The organism is Pseudomonas sp. MYb2 (assembly GCF_002979955.1).
GTDB lineage: Bacteria > Pseudomonadota > Gammaproteobacteria > Pseudomonadales > Pseudomonadaceae > Aquipseudomonas.
Map to the genome: position 1 here is coordinate 86,730 of NZ_PCQC01000012.1, position 19,336 is coordinate 106,065.

Below are 19,336 nucleotides of genomic sequence, written 5' to 3' on the forward strand. Positions count from 1 at the left end.
GATTGACCGACTCAAGCCCGTTCCGACGCTAGCCTCAAAAGCGGTGAAACGTCATGTGCTTGATCACCAGTCGTCGGATTTGAAAGGAATCTCGAATCCTGAAACTTTTTAACCTAACGGATGGGTTAGCATGAAGGTGTGCAGCTACAAAGGATTGTCGATTGTCATCATGCTGCGAGATGAACATTGCCCACCACACGTTCACGTGAATGCGGGCAGTTGGAGTGCCCGATTACAGTTCAGTTTCTGGCACAACGATATTGAGCTTTGGGACGTCGTGCCCCTTTCTCGTCGACCACCCTTGGCCGTGCTGGAAGGCTTGTGTCGATCCCTTGAGCAGCCTGCTCATCTGCGACGAGCACGCGGGATCTGGTGGTCGAAATTGCAAACTGTCTGTCTCGACAATCAATTGTGGGACAGCCATTCAAACGAAGTATTGGGGATGAAACTCGTCACTGACACGACATACAGAGTGGGATCGGCGCGTTATCTGCCAGACGAGGGCAAAACTCTTCTGACATTGATAGACGCATTGGAAGGAGTGGAAATCGATTTATGAAAGTCATCAAAGCTAAGCCATCCGCACGTCGTCCCCTCACGGAGGAGATGATCGACGTCGCCATCCAGCAAGGGCAAGCACGCCGAACGAATAGCTTGCAGGCTGTCTCCGTAACCTTTGAGAAACCATCCCTGATCATCCGTTTTGAAGACGGCAGCGGTGTGTTGCTACCGGTGGATCGTTATCCAGAGTTCGACGGATTCAATGCAGAGGATTATGAAAACCTGACAGTCGGCTTCGCGGGCACTGCACTTTGTCACGAGGGTAAAGACCTCGACGTTTCCATTTCCGGGATGATTTCGGCGAGCCCATCACTATTAGCCATGGCCGCTTCTGCCGTTGCTTCGCGCAACGGCCGTCAGAGCAGCGCGGCAAAGTCTGCAGCCGCGCGGGCGAATGGCAAAAAGGGCGGGCGTCCGCGTAAGGTCGATCCCGCTTAGTGAGCACCCACAAAAAAGCCGTCAATCACGACGGCTTTTTCGCATCAGCTCCCCGCAATCAACGCCGGGTCAGCAACACACCCGATTCCATGTGATGCGTCCACGGGAACTGGTCGAACAACGCGCATTTGGTAATACGGTGCGTGTCGTGCAACTGGGCGATGTTGGCCGCCAGGGTTTCCGGGTTGCAGGAGATGTACAGGATGTTGTCGAAACGCCGGGTCAGTTCGCAGGTGTCCGGGTCCATGCCGGCGCGTGGCGGGTCGACGAAGACGCTGCCGAACTCGTAGCTCTTCAGGTCGATGCCTTGCAGGCGGCGGAACGGGCGCACCTCGTTGAGCGCTTCGGTCAGCTCTTCGGCGGACAAACGCACCAGGGTGACGTTATCCACAGCGTTTTCGCTGAGGTTGCTCAGTGCCGCGTTGACCGAAGTCTTGCTGATCTCGGTGGCCAGCACTTTGCGCACACGGGTGGCGAGCGGCAGGGTGAAGTTGCCGTTGCCGCAGTACAGCTCCAGCAGATCATCGCTGCGATCGCCCAGCGCGTCGTACGCCCAGTTCAACATCTTCTGGTTCACCGTGCCGTTAGGCTGGGTGAACGCGCCTTCCGGCTGGCGGTAACTGAAGGTGCGACCGCCGACGTCGAGTTTCTCGACCACGTAATCGAGGCCGAGCACTTCGCGTTTGCCCTTCGAGCGACCGATGATGCTGGCGCCGAGATCCGCTGCCAGTTTGGTCGCCGCCGTGTGCCAGTGTTCGTCCAGCGGACGGTGATAGCACAGGGTGATCATCGCATCGCCGGACAGCGTGGTCAGGAACTCGACCTGAAACAGCTTGTGGCTCAGCGCCGAACTGGCCTGCCACGCCGCCTTCAGCTGCGGCATCAACTGGTTGATGCGCAGGCTGGCGATCGGGAATTCTTCGATCAGAATCGGTGTGCGTTTGTCGTCCTGAGCGAACATTGCGTAGTGCCGATCGCCGCCCTCGCGCCACAGGCGGAATTCGGCGCGCAGACGGAAGTTCTGCAGCGGCGAGTCGAACACGGTCGGCTCGGGGGCATCGAACGGCGCCAGCAGGTCACGCAGGCGCGTGACCTTGGCTTCAAGTTGCTCGGCGTAAGCCCGGGAATCAAATGTCATGCGTTGAACCAACCCAACTTGATCACGAACAGAATCGACAGAATCACCAGTGCCGGGTTCAGCTCACGGGCACGCCCCGACAGCAGCTTGATCACGGTCCAGGAGATGAAACCGAACGCGATGCCATTGGCAATCGAGTAAGTGAATGGCATGGCCAGCGCGGTCACGACAACCGGCGCGGCAACGGTGATGTCTTCCCAGTCTATTTCCGCCAGACCCGAAGTCATCAACACGGCGACGAACAGCAGTGCCGGTGCAGTGGCGAACGCCGGAACGCTGGCCGCCAAGGGCGAGAAGAACAGCGCCAGCAGGAACAGAATTGCCACGACGATGGCGGTCAAACCGGTACGGCCGCCTGCACTGACGCCGGCAGCGGATTCGATGTAACTGGTGGTGGTCGAGGTGCCCAGCAGCGAACCGGCCATGGCCGCGGTGCTGTCGGCGATCAGCGCACGACCCATTTTCGGCATGTGGCCGTCCTTGCCCATCAGGCCGGCGCGCTTGGCGACGCCGATCAGGGTGCCGGAGTTGTCGAACAGGTCGACGAACAGGAAAGCGAAGATCACGCTGACCAGACCGATGTCCAGTGCGCCTTTGATGTCCAGTTGCAGGAAAGTCGGAGCCAGCGAAGGTGGCATCGAGGTCACGCCGTTGAACGGAGTGAAGCCCATGGCGATGGACACGATGGTCACCGCGAGGATGCCGATCAGCACGGCGCCACGCACTTTCAGTGCTTCGAGGGCAACAATCAGGGCGAAACCGAGGGTGGCGAGAATCGGTGCTGGCTGTTTCAGGTCACCGAGGCCGACCATGGTCGCCGGGTTGCTCACCACGATACCGGCGTTGTGCAAGGCGATCAGCGCCAGGAACAGGCCGATACCGGCAGCAATCGCCGAGCGCAGCGGCAGCGGAATGCTGTTGATGATCCATTCACGGATGCGGAAGATCGACAGCAGGAAGAACAACACCGCCGAAATGAACACCGCACCCAGCGCCACTTGCCAGGTGTGGCCCATGTGCAGAACCACGGTGTAGGTAAAGAAGGCGTTCAGACCCATGCCCGGAGCAAGGGCAATCGGGTAGTTGGCGATCAGACCCATGATCGTCGAACCGATCGCGGCGGCCAGACAGGTGGCAACGAATACCGCACCCTTGTCCATGCCGGTCTCGCCGAGAATGCTCGGGTTGACGAACAGAATGTAGGCCATGGCCAAGAAAGTCGTGATGCCCGCCAGAATCTCGGTGCGCACGTTGGTGTTGTGTGCCTTGAGTTGAAACAGCCTTTCCAGCATGTCTGCTCCCCGTGGCGCGCGTGGCGCCGTGAATGTATCGACCTCAACAGCAAAGCACAGACCGTCGCAAGCGCCTGGAAAATTGTGGTGGGCCGGAAAAAGCCGCGCATCATACCAGCAGCGTGAGGAATATGGCGGTTGTTGGTGTCGATCGTCGGCGAAGTTTTGCCTTGAAGCCAACTGCGCCATACTGCGCGCTGATTTTTTCGGGGCGGGACGCGCATGAGCAGGTGCTGGATGAAGGTTTCGGGTTTGATTACCGCGCTGATGGCCGTGACGCCGGGAGCGCTGGCGGCCTCGGCGGAGCCGTTGACCCAAGTGAAAGTGATCAAGGTGCAATCGCCGGCCTGTGGTCTGGAAGATATTGGTGATGGGCAGACACAGACCCAATGCAATCACAACGGGCCGAGCATCAAAGTCTATGTACTGGAAGTCGGATACGGCCAGAGCCAGCCGCATGCCACGCTGGATGGTTTCGAAGTGAACGGCACCCGAGCGCCGGTATGTGCCTTTGATAATGGCAACCTGACCGAATGCACTCCCGGCAGTAAAACCGTCGGTTCTCTCTATACCTTCGATCTGGCGGGCAAGCAGGAAGGCACCTTCAGCTTCAGCAACACTTCCATCAACGCGCCACGCAACACGATGTCGACCCAGCTTTACATCAAGTAACGGCTGCTTCCGCGCGATCCGGGGGAAGCTGACTACGCTTTAAAGATCACCCAGCGGATAACGCCCATGACCTTTAGAGCCCTGATTACCCTCGCCGAGGGCATCGATGATCTGCAAAGTGTGACCCTGATTGACGTGTTGCGCCGCGCCGACATCGAAGTCGTCGCTGCCAGCATCGAAGGCCGGCGCATGCTCACCTGCGCGCGCGGCACGCGTCTGACTGCCGACGGCATGCTGGTCGATGTGCTGGCCCAGCATTTTGACCTGATCGTCTTGCCCGGCGGCGACGTTGGTTCGCAACACTTGGCAGCGCATCAACCATTGCAACAATTGCTCAAGGATCAATCCAGCGCCGGACGCCTGTTCGCCGCCATCGCCGAGTCCCCGGCCGTCGTCCTGCAAGCGGCTGGCGTGCTGCGCCAGCGGCGGATGACTTGTCTACCGAACGCCAGCCATCAACTCTCGGGCTGCACGTTTGTTGATCAACCGGTGGTGGTCGACGGCAATTGCATCACCGCGCAAGGCTCAAGCGCTGCGCTGGAATTTGCCTTGACGCTGGTCGAGCAACTCGGCGGCAAGGCCTTGCGGGCGAAAGTGGCGGGGGAGTTGTAGGTCTGGATCGCTTCAGACCTTCACCTCTTCCACCGGCACATGCATCCGATCCCGGTTAGCCAATGTCGGAAACAACTTGATCCATGTCCCCGTCACCACCAGCGTACCGATCCCGCCCATTACCACCGCCGGCACCGTGCCGAACCAGTGGGCGGTGACGCCGGATTCGAATTCGCCCAACTGGTTTGAAGCACCGATAAACAGGCCGTTCACTGCGCTGACCCGGCCGCGCATTTCGTCCGGGGTTTCCAGTTGTACGAAAGACGCGCGGATGACCATGCTGATCATGTCCGCTGCGCCGAGCACTACCAGCACCGCCAGGGAGAACCAGAACGAGGTCGACAGGCCAAAGGCGATGGTCGCGACGCCGAATATGCCCACCGCTGTGAACATCACCCGGCCAACATTGCGCTCCACGGCAAACCGCGCCAGGAACAGCGACATCCCCAGTGCGCCCACCGCCGGTGCCGAACGCAGCAACCCGAGGCCCCACGGTCCGGTCAGCAGGATGTCCTTGGCGAATACCGGCAGCAGCGCCGTTGCCCCACCGAGCAGCACCGCAAACAGATCCAGAGAAATCGCCCCGAGGATGTCCGGGCGGCTGCGAATGAAACGGATCCCTGCCAGCAACGAATCCAGCGTGGCCTTGCCTTTGTTCAGCGGCGTTTGCCGCGCGGGCAGGTTGAGCATCAAGGTGCAGGCAATGACGTAGAGCAGCACGGTCGGGCCATACACCCAGACGCTGCCGAATGCGTAGAGCAAGCCACCCAGCGCCGGGGCGACGATGGTCGCGGACTGTTGCGCTGACTGCGCCGCCGCGACGGCTCGGGGGAACAGTGTGCTGGGCACGATGCTCGGCAGCAGTGCCTGAGTGGTCGGCATCTCGAACGAACGCGCCGCGCCGAGCAGGAAGGCGAGGATGAAGATCATCTCGCGGGTCACGTGGTCGGTGGCGCTGCCGATGGCCAGTGCCAGCGCGATCAACGCCTGTAACGACTGGCAGATCGCCGCGACTTTGCGCCGGTCATAGCGGTCGGCGACATGCCCGGTGTGCAACATGAACAGCACGCGCGGCGCGAATTCGACCAGCCCGACCAGGCCCAGATCGAGGACGTTGCCGGTCAACTGATAGAGGTTCCAGCCGATCGCCACGGTGAGCATCTGAAAACCGCTGGCGGTGAAAATCCGCGCGAACCAGAAAGCGAGAAACGGGCGGTGATGACGTAACAGCAGGGGCTCTTGGCTGGGCATCTGAGGGCAGGTCTGGGTCGAGGGGAATGCCGAGGTTATCACCAGTCTGTAACAGGAAGTTGCTATGACAAAAAATTTAGTTAGGAGGACATCGAATTTTTTACGGTGCAGATGAATTCTGCTGTTCGGGGATTTGCGTCGCCTTCGCGATCTGTACTGTTTTCCCCGCTGCCAGCGCTCCGGGGATTTGTTGCAGGGCATTGCCACGGTTATGAGGCAACTTGTCACGCGGCAAACGACCACGCAGTTCATCGGCAAAAATGGGACTACTCTTTCAACGTTGCTTGATCCAGATCAAGACCCAAAAGGAATTGATCCGGTGGCCAGTTGGCCAGACTCCCTGCGTTGCGATGGTTGTTTAAAAAGAACGAATCAGAATTCGCCGCACTCCATATCCGTGGGGGCAGTGGGTGCAGGCCTCCGGGTCCGCAGCCGGTACTACCTGACAGAGGAAGCCATATGTTCGGTTTAGAGGCACTAGATCTCGCCCGAATTCAGTTCGCGTTCACCATCTCGTTCCACATCCTGTTCCCGGCCATCACCATCGGCCTGGCGAGTTACCTCGCGGTGCTCGAAGGCCTGTGGCTGAAAACCCGTAACGACACCTACCGTGACCTCTACCATTTCTGGTCGAAGATCTTCGCCGTCAACTTCGGTATGGGCGTGGTCTCCGGGTTGGTCATGGCCTACCAGTTCGGCACCAACTGGAGTCGCTTCTCGGACTTCGCCGGAGCCGTCACCGGGCCGTTGCTGACTTATGAAGTGCTCACGGCATTCTTCCTTGAGGCCGGTTTCCTCGGGGTGATGCTGTTCGGCTGGAACAAGGTCGGGCGCGGGCTGCACTTCTTCTCCACGGTGATGGTGGCCATCGGTACGCTGATTTCGACGTTCTGGATTCTCGCCTCCAATAGCTGGATGCAGACTCCGCAGGGCTTCGAGATCGTCAACGGCCAAGTGATTCCAACCGACTGGCTGGCGATCATCTTCAACCCTTCGTTCCCGTACCGCCTGATGCACATGGCAACGGCCGCGTTCGTCGCCACGGCATTCTTCGTCGGCTCCTCGGCGGCCTGGCACTTGCTGCGCGGCAAGGACAACCCGGCCATCCGCACCATGCTGTCGATGGCGATGTGGATGGCGCTGATTGTCGCGCCGATCCAGGCAGTCATCGGCGACTTCCATGGTCTGAATACGCTCAAGCACCAACCGGCAAAAATCGCTGCGATCGAAGGTCACTGGGAAAACCACGGTGATGAAGCGACGCCGCTGATCCTGTTCGGCTGGCCGGACATGAAAGAAGAGAAGACCAAGTTCGCCGTGGAGATCCCGTACCTCGGCAGCCTGATTCTCACTCACTCGCTGGACAAACAGGTACCGGCGCTCAAGGAATTCCCGCCAGAAGACCGGCCGAATTCGACCATCGTGTTCTGGTCGTTCCGGATCATGGTCGGCCTCGGCTTCCTGATGATCTTCACCGGTCTGTGGAGCCTGTGGCTGCGTAAGCGCGACACGCTCTACACCTCGCGGCCGTTCCTGTATCTGGCGTTGTGGATGGGACCGTCCGGCCTGATCGCGATTCTCGCGGGCTGGTTCACCACTGAAATCGGCCGTCAGCCGTGGGTGGTCTACGGGCTGATGCGCACGGCGGATGCGTCTTCCAACCACAGCTTCATGCAGATGAGCATCACCCTGATCATGTTTGTGGTGGTGTATTTCGCGCTGTTCGGTGCAGGTCTGGGCTACATGATGCGTCTGGTGCGCAAAGGGCCGAAGATCAGCGAGGGCGCGGAAACGCCGGACGGTGGTCCTGGCAAGAAACGCACACCGGCCCGTCCGTTGTCCGCTGCCGACGATTCGGCCGATGCCGATCACGGCGACGACGACCTTCGCGTGACCAAGGAGATTTGACTCATGGGTATTGATCTTCCGCTGATCTGGGCCGTGATCATCATCTTCGGCATCATGATGTACGTGGTCATGGACGGCTTCGACCTGGGGATCGGGATTCTCTTCCCGTTCATCCCCGGCAAAGTTGATCGTGACGTAATGATGAACACCGTCGCCCCGGTCTGGGACGGCAACGAAACCTGGCTGGTACTGGGCGGCGCGGCGTTGTTCGGCGCGTTTCCGCTGGCCTATTCGGTGGTGCTGTCGGCGCTGTACCTGCCGCTGATTTTCATGCTGATCGGCCTGATTTTCCGTGGCGTGGCGTTCGAGTTCCGCTTCAAGGCCAAGGACGACAAGCGTCACCTGTGGGACAAGGCGTTTATCGGTGGCTCGGTGGCGGCGACGTTCTTTCAGGGGGTGGCGCTGGGTGCATTCATCGACGGTTTGCCGGTGGTCAATCGGCAGTTCGCCGGCGGTTCACTGGACTGGCTGACGCCGTTCACAATGTTCTGCGGCGCCGCGCTGGTGGTGGCCTATGCCTTGCTCGGCTGCACCTGGTTGATCATGAAAACCGAAGGCAAGCTCCAGGAACAGATGCATGACCTGGCACGGCCATTGGCTTTCGTACTGCTGGCCGTGATCGGTATTGTCAGTATCTGGACGCCGCTGGCTCATCCGGATATTGCCACCCGCTGGTTCAGCATGCCCAACCTGTTCTGGTTCATGCCGGTGCCGATTCTGGTGCTGGTGACGATGTACGGTTTGATCCGAGCAGTCGCGCGCAATGCCAACTACATGCCGTTCCTGCTGACCCTGGTGTTGATCTTCCTCGGCTACAGCGGTCTGGGCATCAGCCTGTGGCCGAACATCGTACCGCCGTCGATTTCGATCTGGGACGCCGCCGCACCGCCGCAAAGCCAGGGCTTCATGCTGGTGGGCACGTTGTTCATTATCCCGTTTATCCTGGGTTACACCTTCTGGAGCTACTACGTGTTCCGCGGCAAGGTCACCCATGAAGACGGCTATCACTAATCCTGTGGGAGCGGGCTTGCCCGCGATGGCGTCGGTAGCGGCGCCATCGATCTGACTGAGGATCGCAACAATGACCGGCAAACATTCCCTGCACGACATTGAAGAAGCCGAAAAAAAACCGCTGTGGCAGCGGCTCGGCTGGCTGGCCCTGATCTGGGTCGGTAGCGTTGGCGTGCTGTTCATCGCCGCCAGCCTGATGCGCATGTTCATGAATGCCGCAGGCCTGACCACGCACTGAATCATCCCCGTCCCGGCGCCTTCGGGTACGGCTTTGCAACCCTCCTTGCGGAGGGTTTTTTTTGCCTGGCGGTTTACTTGCGGGCTTTGAGGATCACGAACTTCGGTGTCGCTGCTACTTGCTCGACGCCCCGGAACAACCGGGCCAGTTTGCTGTGATAGCCCAGATGGCGGTTGCCAACGATGTACAGCGCACCACCCACTACCAGCGCTTCGCGCGCCTGCTGGAACATGCGCCAGGCGAGGAAGTCACCGACGACTTGCTGCTGATGGAATGGCGGATTGCACAGCACCGCATCCAGTGATTGTGCCTCCTGTCCGGCCAGACCATCGCCTGCACGCACTACGACCTCGCGATCACCCAGCGCCGCGCGCCAGTTTTCAGCGGCCGATTGCACCGCCATGTACGACTCGTCGACCAGTGTGTAATGCGCATCCGGATTGCGCAGGGCGCTGGCAATCGCCAATACGCCATTACCGCAGCCAAGGTCGGCTACCCTTGCACTGCCGAGGTTTTGCGGCAGATGCGGCAGAAAGGCGCGAGTACCGATATCGAGGCCTTCGCGGCAAAACACGTTGGCGTGGTTGAGCAGTTCGATTGCTGGCTCATCAAGGCGATAACGCGACGGGTAGGGCGAGATCGCCGGGGCCTTTGCCTGCGGCGTCGCGATCAGTAGCCGGGCTTTCTTTACGGCCAGTGAGGCTTGCACGGGGCCGATGTAACGCTCCAGCAAATCACCGGCCGCGCGTGGCAGGTGTTTGACCATCGCCGCGGCGACGACCTCAGCACCCGGCGCCAGTTGCCCTTGCAAGCGGATCAGTTGTTCTTCGAGCAGGGCCAGAGTCTTCGGTACGCGGATCAACACACGGTCGAACGGGCCGATCAACGGCTCGCTGGCCGGGATTGGGCGAATCGCGTCGAATGCCTGACCATTGCGCAGCAAGTTCTTTTCCAGCCCAAGGAATCCGAGAAACGAATCACCGCTGCTGCTCACTGCGACTTTGCCCAGGAGGCTGGCAGCCAGCGCGCCGAAGCTGTCATTGAGCACCAGTACCCGTGTGGTCGCTGCAGGCTGTTGCGCGGCAAGATGATTGAGCAGGTATTCGTCGGCCGCATCGAAGGCTTGCAGTGGTTCATTCTGCTGCTCGGGCTGGCGAATCAGATCAAGTTGGGCGAAGGGCGTGTCGAGCAAAGGCATGGGGCGGGACTCTGGGTAATCAACGGGTGTCCCGCGGCCCAGGGGATCGTGCGGCGGAACCGTCCGAGTGTAATGCGACGTGCAAGTATGGCGTCATCACTCAGGAAGGTTGCAAATGGTACTTTTTTTTCCGTTGGAATACCCGCGGGTTTTCGTCGTGGCGGGGATGTCTCGTCAGATGATGCCGATCCGCGTGGCTGCAATGACGGCAGAAATCTTGTTGCAGACGTTGAGTTTCAGAATCACGTTTTGCACGTGATAGTTCACAGTCCGCTCGCTGAGGAACAGAATCCTCGAAATTTCATACGCGGTCTTGCCCACAGCTGAGAGTTTCAACACTTCCAGCTCCCGCGGCGACAGGTGTGGTTGCGCGGCCTTGAGCGCCTGTTTGGGCAGCGTCCTGGCGAACAGTTCACTCAGGTGGCTGGTCGCGTAGAACATATAGCCAAAATGCTCGTACAGTTCGAGGGGGCTCAAGGGTCCATGCTCTCTGGCCAGGCTGAGAATGCTGCACAAACCGCTTTCCTCGTGCAGAAATGACTGCGACCAGCCGTGGCGCAAGCCACTATCCTGCTGCGCTTGCCATAAGTGCGGGGTCGAGGAAAACAGGTGCTCGCTCCAGACAACAGGCAACATTGAGTGGTTGCAGTGTGCTATTGCCGGGTCGACTTTACTGTAGCGTTCCTTTTCATATTGCTGGCTGAATTGTCGGGGGTAATTATTGATTTGCAAGGCGTTAAAATCGGCATTCCGATTGTTTGATGTCAAATAGATGGCGCAAAACTTGAACCCGATATTTTCAGCAAATTTCAGCAGGATTGGATAAGCAACATCAATCTCCCTGGCGAGAGTCAGCTGCTTCAACTGAGACTCCTTCCACATTTCCATCACTAACTCTCCATGAGTTCTTCGCGGGGGTGCTTTTTTGGATCCAAAGGATCAGCACGAAAACGAAGTGTAGGACGATTCTTACAAAAGCTTCTGGAATATTTTGTTATTGGAGTTCGGCGTTGTTTAAAAAAAAGATATTAGTAAGCGGCTTTTTTCATATGGTGTGTGGCATCTGATCGATCGGTAGTATGCGAACGTTGGATGTTTGCCACTCCTTAAAGATCTTGTTTGTGAGGGCTTGGCGCTAATGCCATTACAAACCACCGGTGTTTAATCGCAGAGGATTGCGCGAAACTGCGCGTACCGGTTCGATGGAGTACCCCATGACTGCCAGCACTGAGAAGTTCACCCGACAGGCCTTGCTCGATGTCCAGCCTGTTACGGCCAATCTGTTCACGCTGCGTACCACGCGCGATGCCGGGTTCAGGTTTCGCGCCGGCCAGTTCGCCCGCCTGGGAGTGACCAAGGCTGATGGCAGTACGGTATGGCGGGCTTATTCGATGGTGTCGTCGCCGTTCGATGAGTTTCTCGAGTTCTTTTCCATCGTGGTGCCAGGAGGGGAGTTCACCAGCGAGCTGAGCCGATTGCAGGTGGGCGATACCTTGCTGGTGGAGCGCCAGGCGTTTGGATACCTGACCCTTGATCGTTTCGTCGATGGTCGCGACCTGTGGTTGTTGTCCACGGGTACCGGGGTCGCGCCGTTTCTATCGATCCTGCAGGACTTCGAGGTCTGGGAAAAATTCGAGCGCATCATTCTCGTCTATAGCGTGCGCGAGGCGCGCGAGCTGGCTTATCAATCGTTGATCGCCGAACTGACGCAACGGGAATACCTGCAAGAGTACGCCCACAAATTTCGGTTCATCCCGACGGTTACGCGTGAGGAACATCCCGGGGCGCTGAATGGGCGCATCACCCTGCTGATCGAGAATGGTGAGCTGGAGCGCAGGGCTGGCGTCAGCCTGACGCCCGAACATTCGCGGGTCATGCTGTGCGGCAATCCGCAGATGATCGGCGATACCCGCGCCCTGCTGAAACGGCGCGGTATGAGCCTGAGCCTTAGCCGCAGGCCCGGTCAGGTGGCGGTGGAAAACTACTGGTAAAAAAACGGCACCTCACCGGTGCCGTTTTCGTTCATGCCAGCGTGCTCAGGGGCGAGTGTTCTGCGCCTTGAGCAAGTCGCGGATCTCGCCCAGCAATTCCTCTTCTTTGGTCGGAACCGGCGGCAGAGTCGGGGCGACGGCCTCTTCACGCTTCAGGCGGTTGATGGCTTTGACGCCCATGAAAATCGCGAAGGCGACGATGACGAAGTCCAGAATCGTCTGGAGGAACTTGCCGTACGCCATGACCACCGCAGGGGCATTGCCCTCGGCAGCTTTCAGCGTAATTGCCAGATCACTGAAGTCCACACCTCCGATCAGCAGGCCGATTGGCGGCATGATGACGTCGCCGACAAACGACGAAACAATCTTGCCGAAGGCCGCGCCGATGATGATACCGACGGCCATGTCGACCACATTGCCTTTGACCGCGAAGGCCTTGAACTCACTTAGCACGCCCATAGGTTATTTCCTTGTTACAGATGAGGTTGGTGTACGCAGTGTAAATCAGCAAAACGCGTCCTGCGCGAAACACCTTCTTACAATGCCCGTTTTTATCGACACATTAATTGGTAAATAGTTTGCAAAATGCCACTAATCGCGCGCGAAATACGCCTTAACTCGCTGATCAGGAAGCTATTTTTTTCAATCGTGAAGTTGTGAAGATTCTATTTATGTTCCCGCGCCATGCCCTCTAGCCTCTGGTTGGCGCACCCGGATGCGCCCAAAAAAACCAGAGGAACCTGATATGACTTCATCGCTTGGCTCAGGGGCTTTTCCCCGTCGCCGTACCCTTGGCGTACTCACCGCCAGCCTGCTGACGTTCTCCGTGAATGCCGCGCCCCTGACGCGCGATAACGGCGCTGCGGTCGGTGACAACCAGAACTCGCAAACCGCCGGCGCCAATGGCCCGGTGCTGCTGCAGGATGTGCAACTGATTCAGAAACTGCAGCGTTTCGACCGTGAACGCATCCCTGAACGCGTGGTGCACGCCCGCGGTACCGGTGCGCATGGCACCTTCACCGTGACCAATGACCTGAGCGACCTGAGCAAGGCCAAGGTATTTGCTGCCGGCCAGACGACGCCCGTCTTCGTGCGGTTTTCCGCTGTGGTACATGGCAACCACTCCCCGGAAACCCTGCGTGACCCCCGTGGTTTCGCCACCAAGTTCTATACCGCTGATGGCAATTGGGACCTGGTTGGCAATAACTTCCCGACCTTTTTCATCCGTGATGCAATCAAGTTCCCGGATATGGTGCATGCATTCAAACCGGATCCGCGCACTAATCTGGACGACGATTCACGTCGTTTCGATTTCTTTTCCCATGTGCCGGAAGCCACTCGAACGCTGACCGAGTTGTATTCCAATTCGGGAACGCCCGCGAGTTATCGGGAAATGGATGGCAATGGTGTACATGCCTATAAACTGATTAACGCGAAAGGTGAAGTTCACTACGTAAAGTTTCACTGGAAAAGTTTGCAGGGGATTAAAAACCTCACGCCTGGAGAAGTAAGCAAAGTTCAAGGTCAAGATTACAGTCATATGACCAATGATCTTGTCACTCATATCAACAAGGGTGATTTCCCGAAGTGGGACTTGTACATTCAAGTGCTAAAACCACAAGATTTGTCTAAGTTTGATTTCGATCCATTGGACGCTACCAAGATCTGGCCAGGTATTCCTGAGCGAAAAGTTGGACAGATGGTTTTGAACCGAAATCCGCAAAACGTATTTCAGGAGACCGAACAAGTGGCCATGGCGCCAGCCAATGTAGTTCCGGGTATCGAGCCATCGGAAGATCGTTTGTTGCAAGGTCGAGTGTTCTCTTATGCCGATACGCAGATGTATCGTCTCGGCGCCAACGCTTTGCAACTGCCGATCAACGCACCGAAGGTTGCGGTGAATAACGGCAATCAGGATGGCGCAATGAACATCGGCGCGAGCAACTCCGGGGTGAATTATCAGCCAAGCCGTTTGCAGCCGCGTGAAGAAGCAAATAGTGCGCGCTACAGCCAGTCGGCGCTGTCCGGCAACACTCAGCAGGCGAAAATTACACGAGAGCAGAACTTCAAACAGGCCGGTGATCTGTATCGCTCATTCAGCCAGAAGGAACGTCGTGACCTGATCGAGAGCTTTGGCGGCTCGCTGGCGACCACCGATGACGAGAGCAAGCACATCATCCTGTCTTTCCTTTATAAGGCTGATCCGGAATACGGCAGCGGTGTGACGGCAGTGGCCAAGGGTGACCTGAGTCGAGTCAAGGCGTTGGCGGCCAAGCTGGTCGACTGATTTCGACGCAATGCCATGCGGGGCCTGAATCAGGCCCCGTTCTGTTCAAGGAGGTGGTTTATGCGTGTTCTTCTATTCTTGCTGCTCGGCTGCCAGTCCTTTGCTGCGCTGGCCGAACAGAACCCTGAGGCGATCAAGGCCCAACTGCAGGACTACTATTTCGACGCCGCCCGGCGCGGTGATGTACCGATGCTCGAGACCTTCATCGAGTCCGGCTATTCCCTCGATACCCGTGACGGCAAGGGTTACACCGCATTGATTCTGGCGGCCTATCACGGTCAGGCGCCGGCGGTGGAGCGTTTGCTCGCGGCCGGGGCCGACGCCTGTGCGCAGGATCAACGCGGCAATACCGCGCTGATGGGGGCGATCTTCAAAGGCGAGTTGCAGATCGCCCGACGCCTGATGGCTACCCATTGCAGCCCTGACCAACGCAATGGCGCCGGGCAGACGGCTGCCATGTACGCCGGGTTGTTCAAACGCCTGGAATTGCTCGATGCACTGAAAACCAGGGGCGCCGATCTGAATGCCGAGGATCCGTTGGGCAATAGCGCCACACGTCTGGCCAACGGGGAAATCCGTACCAGCGCGCCGCGCTGATCGACGACAGCTGCGTTATCATCGCCGTTTTTGCCGGGGGATCGAGATGGCCAAGGCCAAGCGCATGTACGGCTGCACCGAGTGCGGCGCAACCTTTCCCAAGTGGGCCGGGCAGTGTGGGGAGTGTGGTGCCTGGAACACCCTGACCGAAACCATGATCGAAAGTGGCGGCGCCACAGCACCCACCGGTCGCACCGGCTGGGCCGGGCAGCAGGCACAGATCAAGACCCTGGCCGAAGTCAGCATTGAAGAGATTCCGCGCTTCTCCACCGCTTCCGGTGAACTGGATCGCGTGCTCGGCGGCGGTCTGGTCGACGGTTCTGTGGTGTTGATCGGCGGCGATCCCGGGATCGGCAAGTCAACCATTCTGTTGCAGACCCTGTGCAACCTCGCAAAGAGCATGCCGGCCCTTTACGTCACTGGCGAAGAATCTCAGCAACAAGTGGCGATGCGCGCCCGCCGTCTCGGCTTGCCGCAGGATCAACTGCGAGTCATGACCGAAACCTGCATCGAAACCATAATTGCCACAGCTCGCCAGGAAAAGCCCAAGGTGATGGTGATCGACTCGATTCAGACGATCTTCACCGAACAACTGCAATCGGCGCCCGGCGGCGTATCCCAGGTGCGCGAGAGCGCGGCGCTGCTGGTGCGTTACGCCAAGCAGAGCGGCACGGCGATTTTCCTCGTCGGCCACGTGACCAAGGAAGGCGCGCTGGCCGGTCCGCGTGTGCTCGAGCATATGGTCGACACCGTGCTGTACTTCGAAGGTGAGTCCGATGGTCGTCTGCGTTTGCTGCGCGCGGTGAAAAACCGTTTCGGCGCGGTCAACGAGTTAGGCGTGTTCGGCATGACCGACAAGGGCTTGAAAGAAGTCTCCAACCCGTCGGCGATTTTTCTCACCCGCGCGCAGGAAGAAGTTCCAGGCAGTGTGGTCATGGCGACGTGGGAAGGCACGCGGCCGATGCTGGTGGAAGTGCAGGCGCTGGTCGATGACAGCCATCTGGCCAATCCGCGTCGGGTGACGCTGGGCCTGGATCAGAACCGTTTGGCGATGTTGCTCGCGGTTTTGCATCGCCATGGCGGGATTCCGACTCACGATCAGGATGTATTTCTCAACGTCGTCGGTGGGGTGAAGGTGCTGGAAACGGCGTCTGACCTGGCGTTGATGGCTGCGGTGATGTCGAGTTTGCGCAACCGACCGTTGCCGCATGATCTGTTGGTGTTCGGTGAGGTCGGCCTGTCCGGCGAAGTGCGCCCAGTGCCGAGTGGTCAAGAGCGGTTGAAGGAAGCGGCGAAGCATGGCTTCAAACGGGCGATCGTGCCGAAGGGCAATGCGCCGAAGGAGTCGCCTCCAGGTTTGCAGATCATCGCCGTGACCCGCCTCGAACAGGCGCTCGACGCACTTTTCGAATAAACCACCGACCTCTGTAGGAGTGAGCCTGCTCGCGATAGCGGTACATCAGCCAACTGAAGTGTTGAATGTAAAAACGCTATCGCGAGCAGGCTCACTCCTACATTTGATCTGTGGTGGATTCTAGATTTCGATCAGGGCACCCAACTCGCGCTCCAGTTCGGCCTCATCCGCCAGATTCAACTCGATCAACCGTCGCAAGCGCTGGATCGATTCGAGGCTGATATGTCGGCAGACAAAGCCCAACTGGCCGTTCTCTTCATGGGCCAAGTGCACATCCATCTCGATATCGACGTCTTCGCTCAGATGAATATCGACGAAGAAATCCTTCTGCGCGTCCCCCAGCCACGGCTCCGGTCGCTCGATCAACAGCCCTTTGAGCGAGAGGTCGATCAACTTGACGGGCCAGATGTACTCGGCCTGACTCAGCTCGGTTCTGGCATCGAACGCAATACGTTTGAAGCGACGACGGTTGGCTGGGTGCTCGCTCATGGCGCAATCCTCCGAAGGTTCGCTGACTATAGACCCGCATTGTTCGCGCGTGCCAGCGCAAACGGGCCAGATAGACCAATGTCGGGGTATGGCCTTTGGCGCCGTTAGCGCTAAACTCGGGGTGGCTGTCTTTCTTGTCCACCCTGGCTGGAATAATAAAATGAAAAATAATAATAGCCTGCTACGCCACTTACCCTGGCTAGTGCTGGCAATCGTAGGAGCGTGCGCCCTGGGCGTAGTGGCATTGCGCCGCGGCGAGGCGATCAACGCCTTGTGGATCGTGGTCGCTGCCGTGGCCATTTATCTGGTTGCGTACCGTTACTACAGTCTGTTCATCGCCAACAACGTGATGCAACTGGATCCGCGTCGGGCCACCCCCGCCGTGCTCAACAACGATGGTCTGGACTATGTGCCGACCAACAAACACATTCTTTTCGGTCACCACTTCGCTGCCATCGCTGGCGCGGGGCCTCTGGTCGGCCCGGTATTGGCGGCGCAGATGGGCTACTTGCCCGGCACACTCTGGCTGATTGCCGGTGTGGTGCTGGCGGGCGCAGTGCAGGACTTCATGGTTCTGTTCATGTCGACCCGGCGCAACGGCCGCTCCCTTGGCGACATGGTGCGTGAAGAAATGGGCCGCATTCCCGGCACCATTGCACTGTTCGGCTGCTTCCTGATCATGATCATCATCCTCGCGGTGCTGGCGTTGATCGTGGTGAAAGCACTGGCGGAGAGCCCGTGGGGTATCTTCACCGTGATGGCGACCATCCCGATTGCGATGTTCATGGGCATTTACATGCGCTACATCCGTCCGGGCCGCATCGGCGAAATCTCCGTGGTCGGCGTATTGCTGTTGCTCGGTTCGATCTGGCTCGGTGGGCAGATTGCTGCTGATCCGGTGTGGGCCAAGGCGTTCACCTTCACCGGCGTGCAGATCACCTGGATGCTGGTCGGTTACGGTTTCGTCGCGGCATCGCTGCCGGTGTGGCTGATTCTGGCACCGCGCGACTACCTCTCCACGTTCCTCAAGATCGGCACCATCGTCGCCCTGGCGATCGGCATTCTGATCACCATGCCCGAGCTGAAAATGCCGGCGCTGACCCAGTTCGTCGACGGCACTGGCCCGGTGTGGAAGGGCGGTCTGTTCCCGTTCCTGTTCATCACCATCGCTTGCGGTGCGGTTTCCGGTTTCCACGCGCTGATTTCTTCGGGCACCACGCCGAAGCTGCTGGATAACGAAACCAACGCCCGTTACATCGGTTACGGCGGCATGCTGATGGAGTCGTTCGTCGCCATCATGGCCATGGTCGCCGCGTCGGTGATCGAGCCTGGCGTGTACTTCGCGATGAACAGCCCGGCCGCCGTGGTTGGCAGTGATGTCGCATCGGTTGCGCAAGTGGTTTCCAGCTGGGGCTTTGCGATCACGCCGGAAGCGCTGCAAGCCGTGGCGCATGACATTGGCGAAACCACCATCCTGGCCCGTGCCGGTGGTGCGCCAACCCTGGCGGTCGGTATCGCACAGATCCTGCACAGTGTTCTGCCGGGTGAAAACACCATGGCATTCTGGTACCACTTCGCGATCCTGTTCGAGGCACTGTTCATCCTGACCGCGGTTGACGCCGGTACTCGTGCCGGGCGCTTCATGCTGCAGGATCTGCTGGGCTCCTTCGTTCCGGCGCTGAAGCGTACCGAATCGTGGACTGCCAACCTGATCGCCACCGCCGGTTGTGTGGCAATGTGGGGCTGGCTGCTGTACCAAGGCGTGATCGATCCACTGGGCGGCATCAACACCTTGTGGCCACTGTTCGGTATCTCCAACCAGATGCTGGCGGGTATCGCGCTGATGCTCGGCACTGTGGTTCTGATCAAAATGAAGCGTCAGCGTTACATTTGGGTCACCCTGCTGCCAGCCACCTGGCTGCTGATCTGCACCACGACTGCAGGCTTCATCAAGTTGTTCGACGCCAACCCGGCGATCGGCTTCCTGTCGCTGGCCAAGAAGTACAGCGATGCGCTGGCCAACGGTCAGGTGCTGGCCCCGGCAAAAAGCGTCGAGCAGATGCAGCACGTGATCTTCAACGCCTACACCAACGCAACGCTCACCGCGCTGTTCCTGTTCGTGGTCTTCAGCATCCTGTTCTATGCGCTCAAGGTCGGTATCGCCGCCTGGGGCAAAAAAGAGCGTACGGATAAAGAATCGCCATTCCAGGCCCTGCCGGACGCGTAACCAGAGGATTGC

At 58.8% G+C, this 19,336-nt stretch carries 19 protein-coding genes; 12 read left to right on the forward strand and 7 right to left on the reverse strand.

The features are described 5' to 3' along the window. The first annotated feature begins 130 nt into the window (after positions 1-130). Both CQ009_RS19810 and CQ009_RS19815 read left to right on the forward strand, forming a co-directional pair. The gene (locus CQ009_RS19810; RefSeq protein WP_064392335.1) at positions 131-559 is read left to right on the forward strand and encodes a hypothetical protein; all 429 of its coding nucleotides are present in this window, start codon (positions 131-133) and stop codon (positions 557-559) included. Further along, positions 556-999 carry a DUF2442 domain-containing protein gene (locus CQ009_RS19815; protein WP_064392336.1) on the forward strand — a complete coding sequence of 148 codons (444 nt, stop codon included), beginning with the start codon at positions 556-558 and terminating at the stop codon, positions 997-999. Before CQ009_RS19810 ends, CQ009_RS19815 begins: the two co-directional genes overlap by 4 nt. A 58-nt stretch (positions 1,000-1,057) precedes the next feature. Here CQ009_RS19815 and trmA read toward each other — a convergent pair whose 3' ends face one another. Together trmA and CQ009_RS19825 are read right to left on the reverse strand one after the other, a co-directional pair. Next, positions 1,058-2,137: a tRNA (uridine(54)-C5)-methyltransferase TrmA gene (gene trmA / locus CQ009_RS19820; protein WP_105708325.1), complete on the reverse strand. Its 1,080-nt coding sequence runs from the start codon at positions 2,135-2,137 to the stop codon at positions 1,058-1,060. Further along, positions 2,134-3,429, reverse strand: a complete 1,296-nt coding sequence (locus tag CQ009_RS19825; RefSeq protein ID WP_105708327.1) for an NCS2 family permease — start codon at positions 3,427-3,429, stop codon at positions 2,134-2,136. The genes trmA and CQ009_RS19825 overlap by 4 nt, the downstream gene beginning before the upstream one ends. A 222-nt stretch (positions 3,430-3,651) precedes the next feature. Between CQ009_RS19825 and CQ009_RS19830 the strand changes: the two genes are divergently transcribed. Both CQ009_RS19830 and CQ009_RS19835 read left to right on the forward strand, forming a co-directional pair. Next, positions 3,652-4,101, forward strand: coding sequence for a DUF4879 domain-containing protein (locus CQ009_RS19830; RefSeq protein ID WP_105708329.1), 450 nt, complete (start codon positions 3,652-3,654; stop codon positions 4,099-4,101). Between the two features lie 66 nt (positions 4,102-4,167). Then, positions 4,168-4,713 (forward strand): DJ-1 family glyoxalase III, encoded by a 546-nt coding sequence (locus CQ009_RS19835; RefSeq protein ID WP_105708331.1) that lies wholly within the window; start codon positions 4,168-4,170, stop codon positions 4,711-4,713. A 12-nt stretch (positions 4,714-4,725) separates the two neighbouring features. Here the strand turns inward: CQ009_RS19835 and CQ009_RS19840 are convergent, their stop codons facing one another. Continuing rightward, positions 4,726-5,964 (reverse strand): MFS transporter, encoded by a 1,239-nt coding sequence (locus tag CQ009_RS19840; RefSeq protein ID WP_105708333.1) that lies wholly within the window; start codon positions 5,962-5,964, stop codon positions 4,726-4,728. Positions 5,965-6,423: 459 nt separating this feature from the next. Between CQ009_RS19840 and CQ009_RS19845 the strand changes: the two genes are divergently transcribed. The 3 genes from CQ009_RS19845 to CQ009_RS19855 all read left to right on the forward strand — a co-directional run bounded on the left by CQ009_RS19845 (position 6,424) and on the right by CQ009_RS19855 (position 9,121). Further along, positions 6,424-7,872, forward strand: coding sequence for a cytochrome ubiquinol oxidase subunit I (locus CQ009_RS19845; protein ID WP_105708335.1), 1,449 nt, complete (start codon positions 6,424-6,426; stop codon positions 7,870-7,872). 3 nt (positions 7,873-7,875) lie between these two features. After that, on the forward strand, positions 7,876-8,883 hold the full coding sequence (gene cydB / locus CQ009_RS19850) for a cytochrome d ubiquinol oxidase subunit II (RefSeq protein ID WP_007909749.1): 1,008 nt from the start codon (positions 7,876-7,878) through the stop codon (positions 8,881-8,883). Between the two features lie 70 nt (positions 8,884-8,953). Then, a complete protein-coding gene (locus CQ009_RS19855) occupies positions 8,954-9,121 on the forward strand; it encodes a DUF2474 domain-containing protein (RefSeq protein ID WP_016773090.1) in 168 nt (55 codons plus the stop codon). A 73-nt stretch (positions 9,122-9,194) separates the two neighbouring features. On the opposite strand, the gene CQ009_RS19860 is transcribed toward CQ009_RS19855, so the two are convergent. Both CQ009_RS19860 and CQ009_RS19865 read right to left on the reverse strand, forming a co-directional pair. After that, positions 9,195-10,319 (reverse strand): class I SAM-dependent methyltransferase, encoded by a 1,125-nt coding sequence (locus CQ009_RS19860; RefSeq protein WP_105708337.1) that lies wholly within the window; start codon positions 10,317-10,319, stop codon positions 9,195-9,197. Positions 10,320-10,493: 174 nt separating this feature from the next. Next, positions 10,494-11,207, reverse strand: a complete 714-nt coding sequence (locus tag CQ009_RS19865; RefSeq protein ID WP_105708339.1) for an autoinducer binding domain-containing protein — start codon at positions 11,205-11,207, stop codon at positions 10,494-10,496. 326 nt (positions 11,208-11,533) lie between these two features. Between CQ009_RS19865 and CQ009_RS19870 the strand changes: the two genes are divergently transcribed. Further along, a complete protein-coding gene (locus CQ009_RS19870) occupies positions 11,534-12,310 on the forward strand; it encodes a ferredoxin--NADP reductase (RefSeq protein WP_105708341.1) in 777 nt (258 codons plus the stop codon). A 45-nt stretch (positions 12,311-12,355) separates the two neighbouring features. Here the strand turns inward: CQ009_RS19870 and mscL are convergent, their stop codons facing one another. After that, entirely contained in the window at positions 12,356-12,769 is a 414-nt protein-coding gene (gene mscL / locus CQ009_RS19875; protein WP_064392357.1) for a large-conductance mechanosensitive channel protein MscL, read from the reverse strand. A gap of 286 nt (positions 12,770-13,055) precedes the next feature. Here mscL and katB point away from each other — a divergent pair, with 286 nt between their 5' ends. From katB to radA, 3 genes are read left to right on the forward strand one after another with little or no spacing between them, the layout of a single operon-like run. Then, the gene (gene katB, locus CQ009_RS19880; protein WP_105708343.1) at positions 13,056-14,597 is read left to right on the forward strand and encodes a catalase KatB; all 1,542 of its coding nucleotides are present in this window, start codon (positions 13,056-13,058) and stop codon (positions 14,595-14,597) included. A gap of 60 nt (positions 14,598-14,657) precedes the next feature. Further along, a complete protein-coding gene (locus CQ009_RS19885) occupies positions 14,658-15,194 on the forward strand; it encodes an ankyrin repeat domain-containing protein (RefSeq protein WP_064392361.1) in 537 nt (178 codons plus the stop codon). Between the two features lie 46 nt (positions 15,195-15,240). Then, the gene (radA, locus tag CQ009_RS19890) at positions 15,241-16,608 is read left to right on the forward strand and encodes a DNA repair protein RadA (RefSeq protein WP_007909773.1); all 1,368 of its coding nucleotides are present in this window, start codon (positions 15,241-15,243) and stop codon (positions 16,606-16,608) included. Between the two features lie 120 nt (positions 16,609-16,728). On the opposite strand, the gene CQ009_RS19895 is transcribed toward radA, so the two are convergent. Next, on the reverse strand, positions 16,729-17,097 hold the full coding sequence (locus tag CQ009_RS19895) for a PilZ domain-containing protein (protein WP_105708345.1): 369 nt from the start codon (positions 17,095-17,097) through the stop codon (positions 16,729-16,731). Positions 17,098-17,257: 160 nt separating this feature from the next. Here CQ009_RS19895 and CQ009_RS19900 point away from each other — a divergent pair, with 160 nt between their 5' ends. After that, the gene (locus tag CQ009_RS19900) at positions 17,258-19,324 is read left to right on the forward strand and encodes a carbon starvation CstA family protein (protein ID WP_007909776.1); all 2,067 of its coding nucleotides are present in this window, start codon (positions 17,258-17,260) and stop codon (positions 19,322-19,324) included. Positions 19,325-19,336 lie beyond the last annotated feature (12 nt).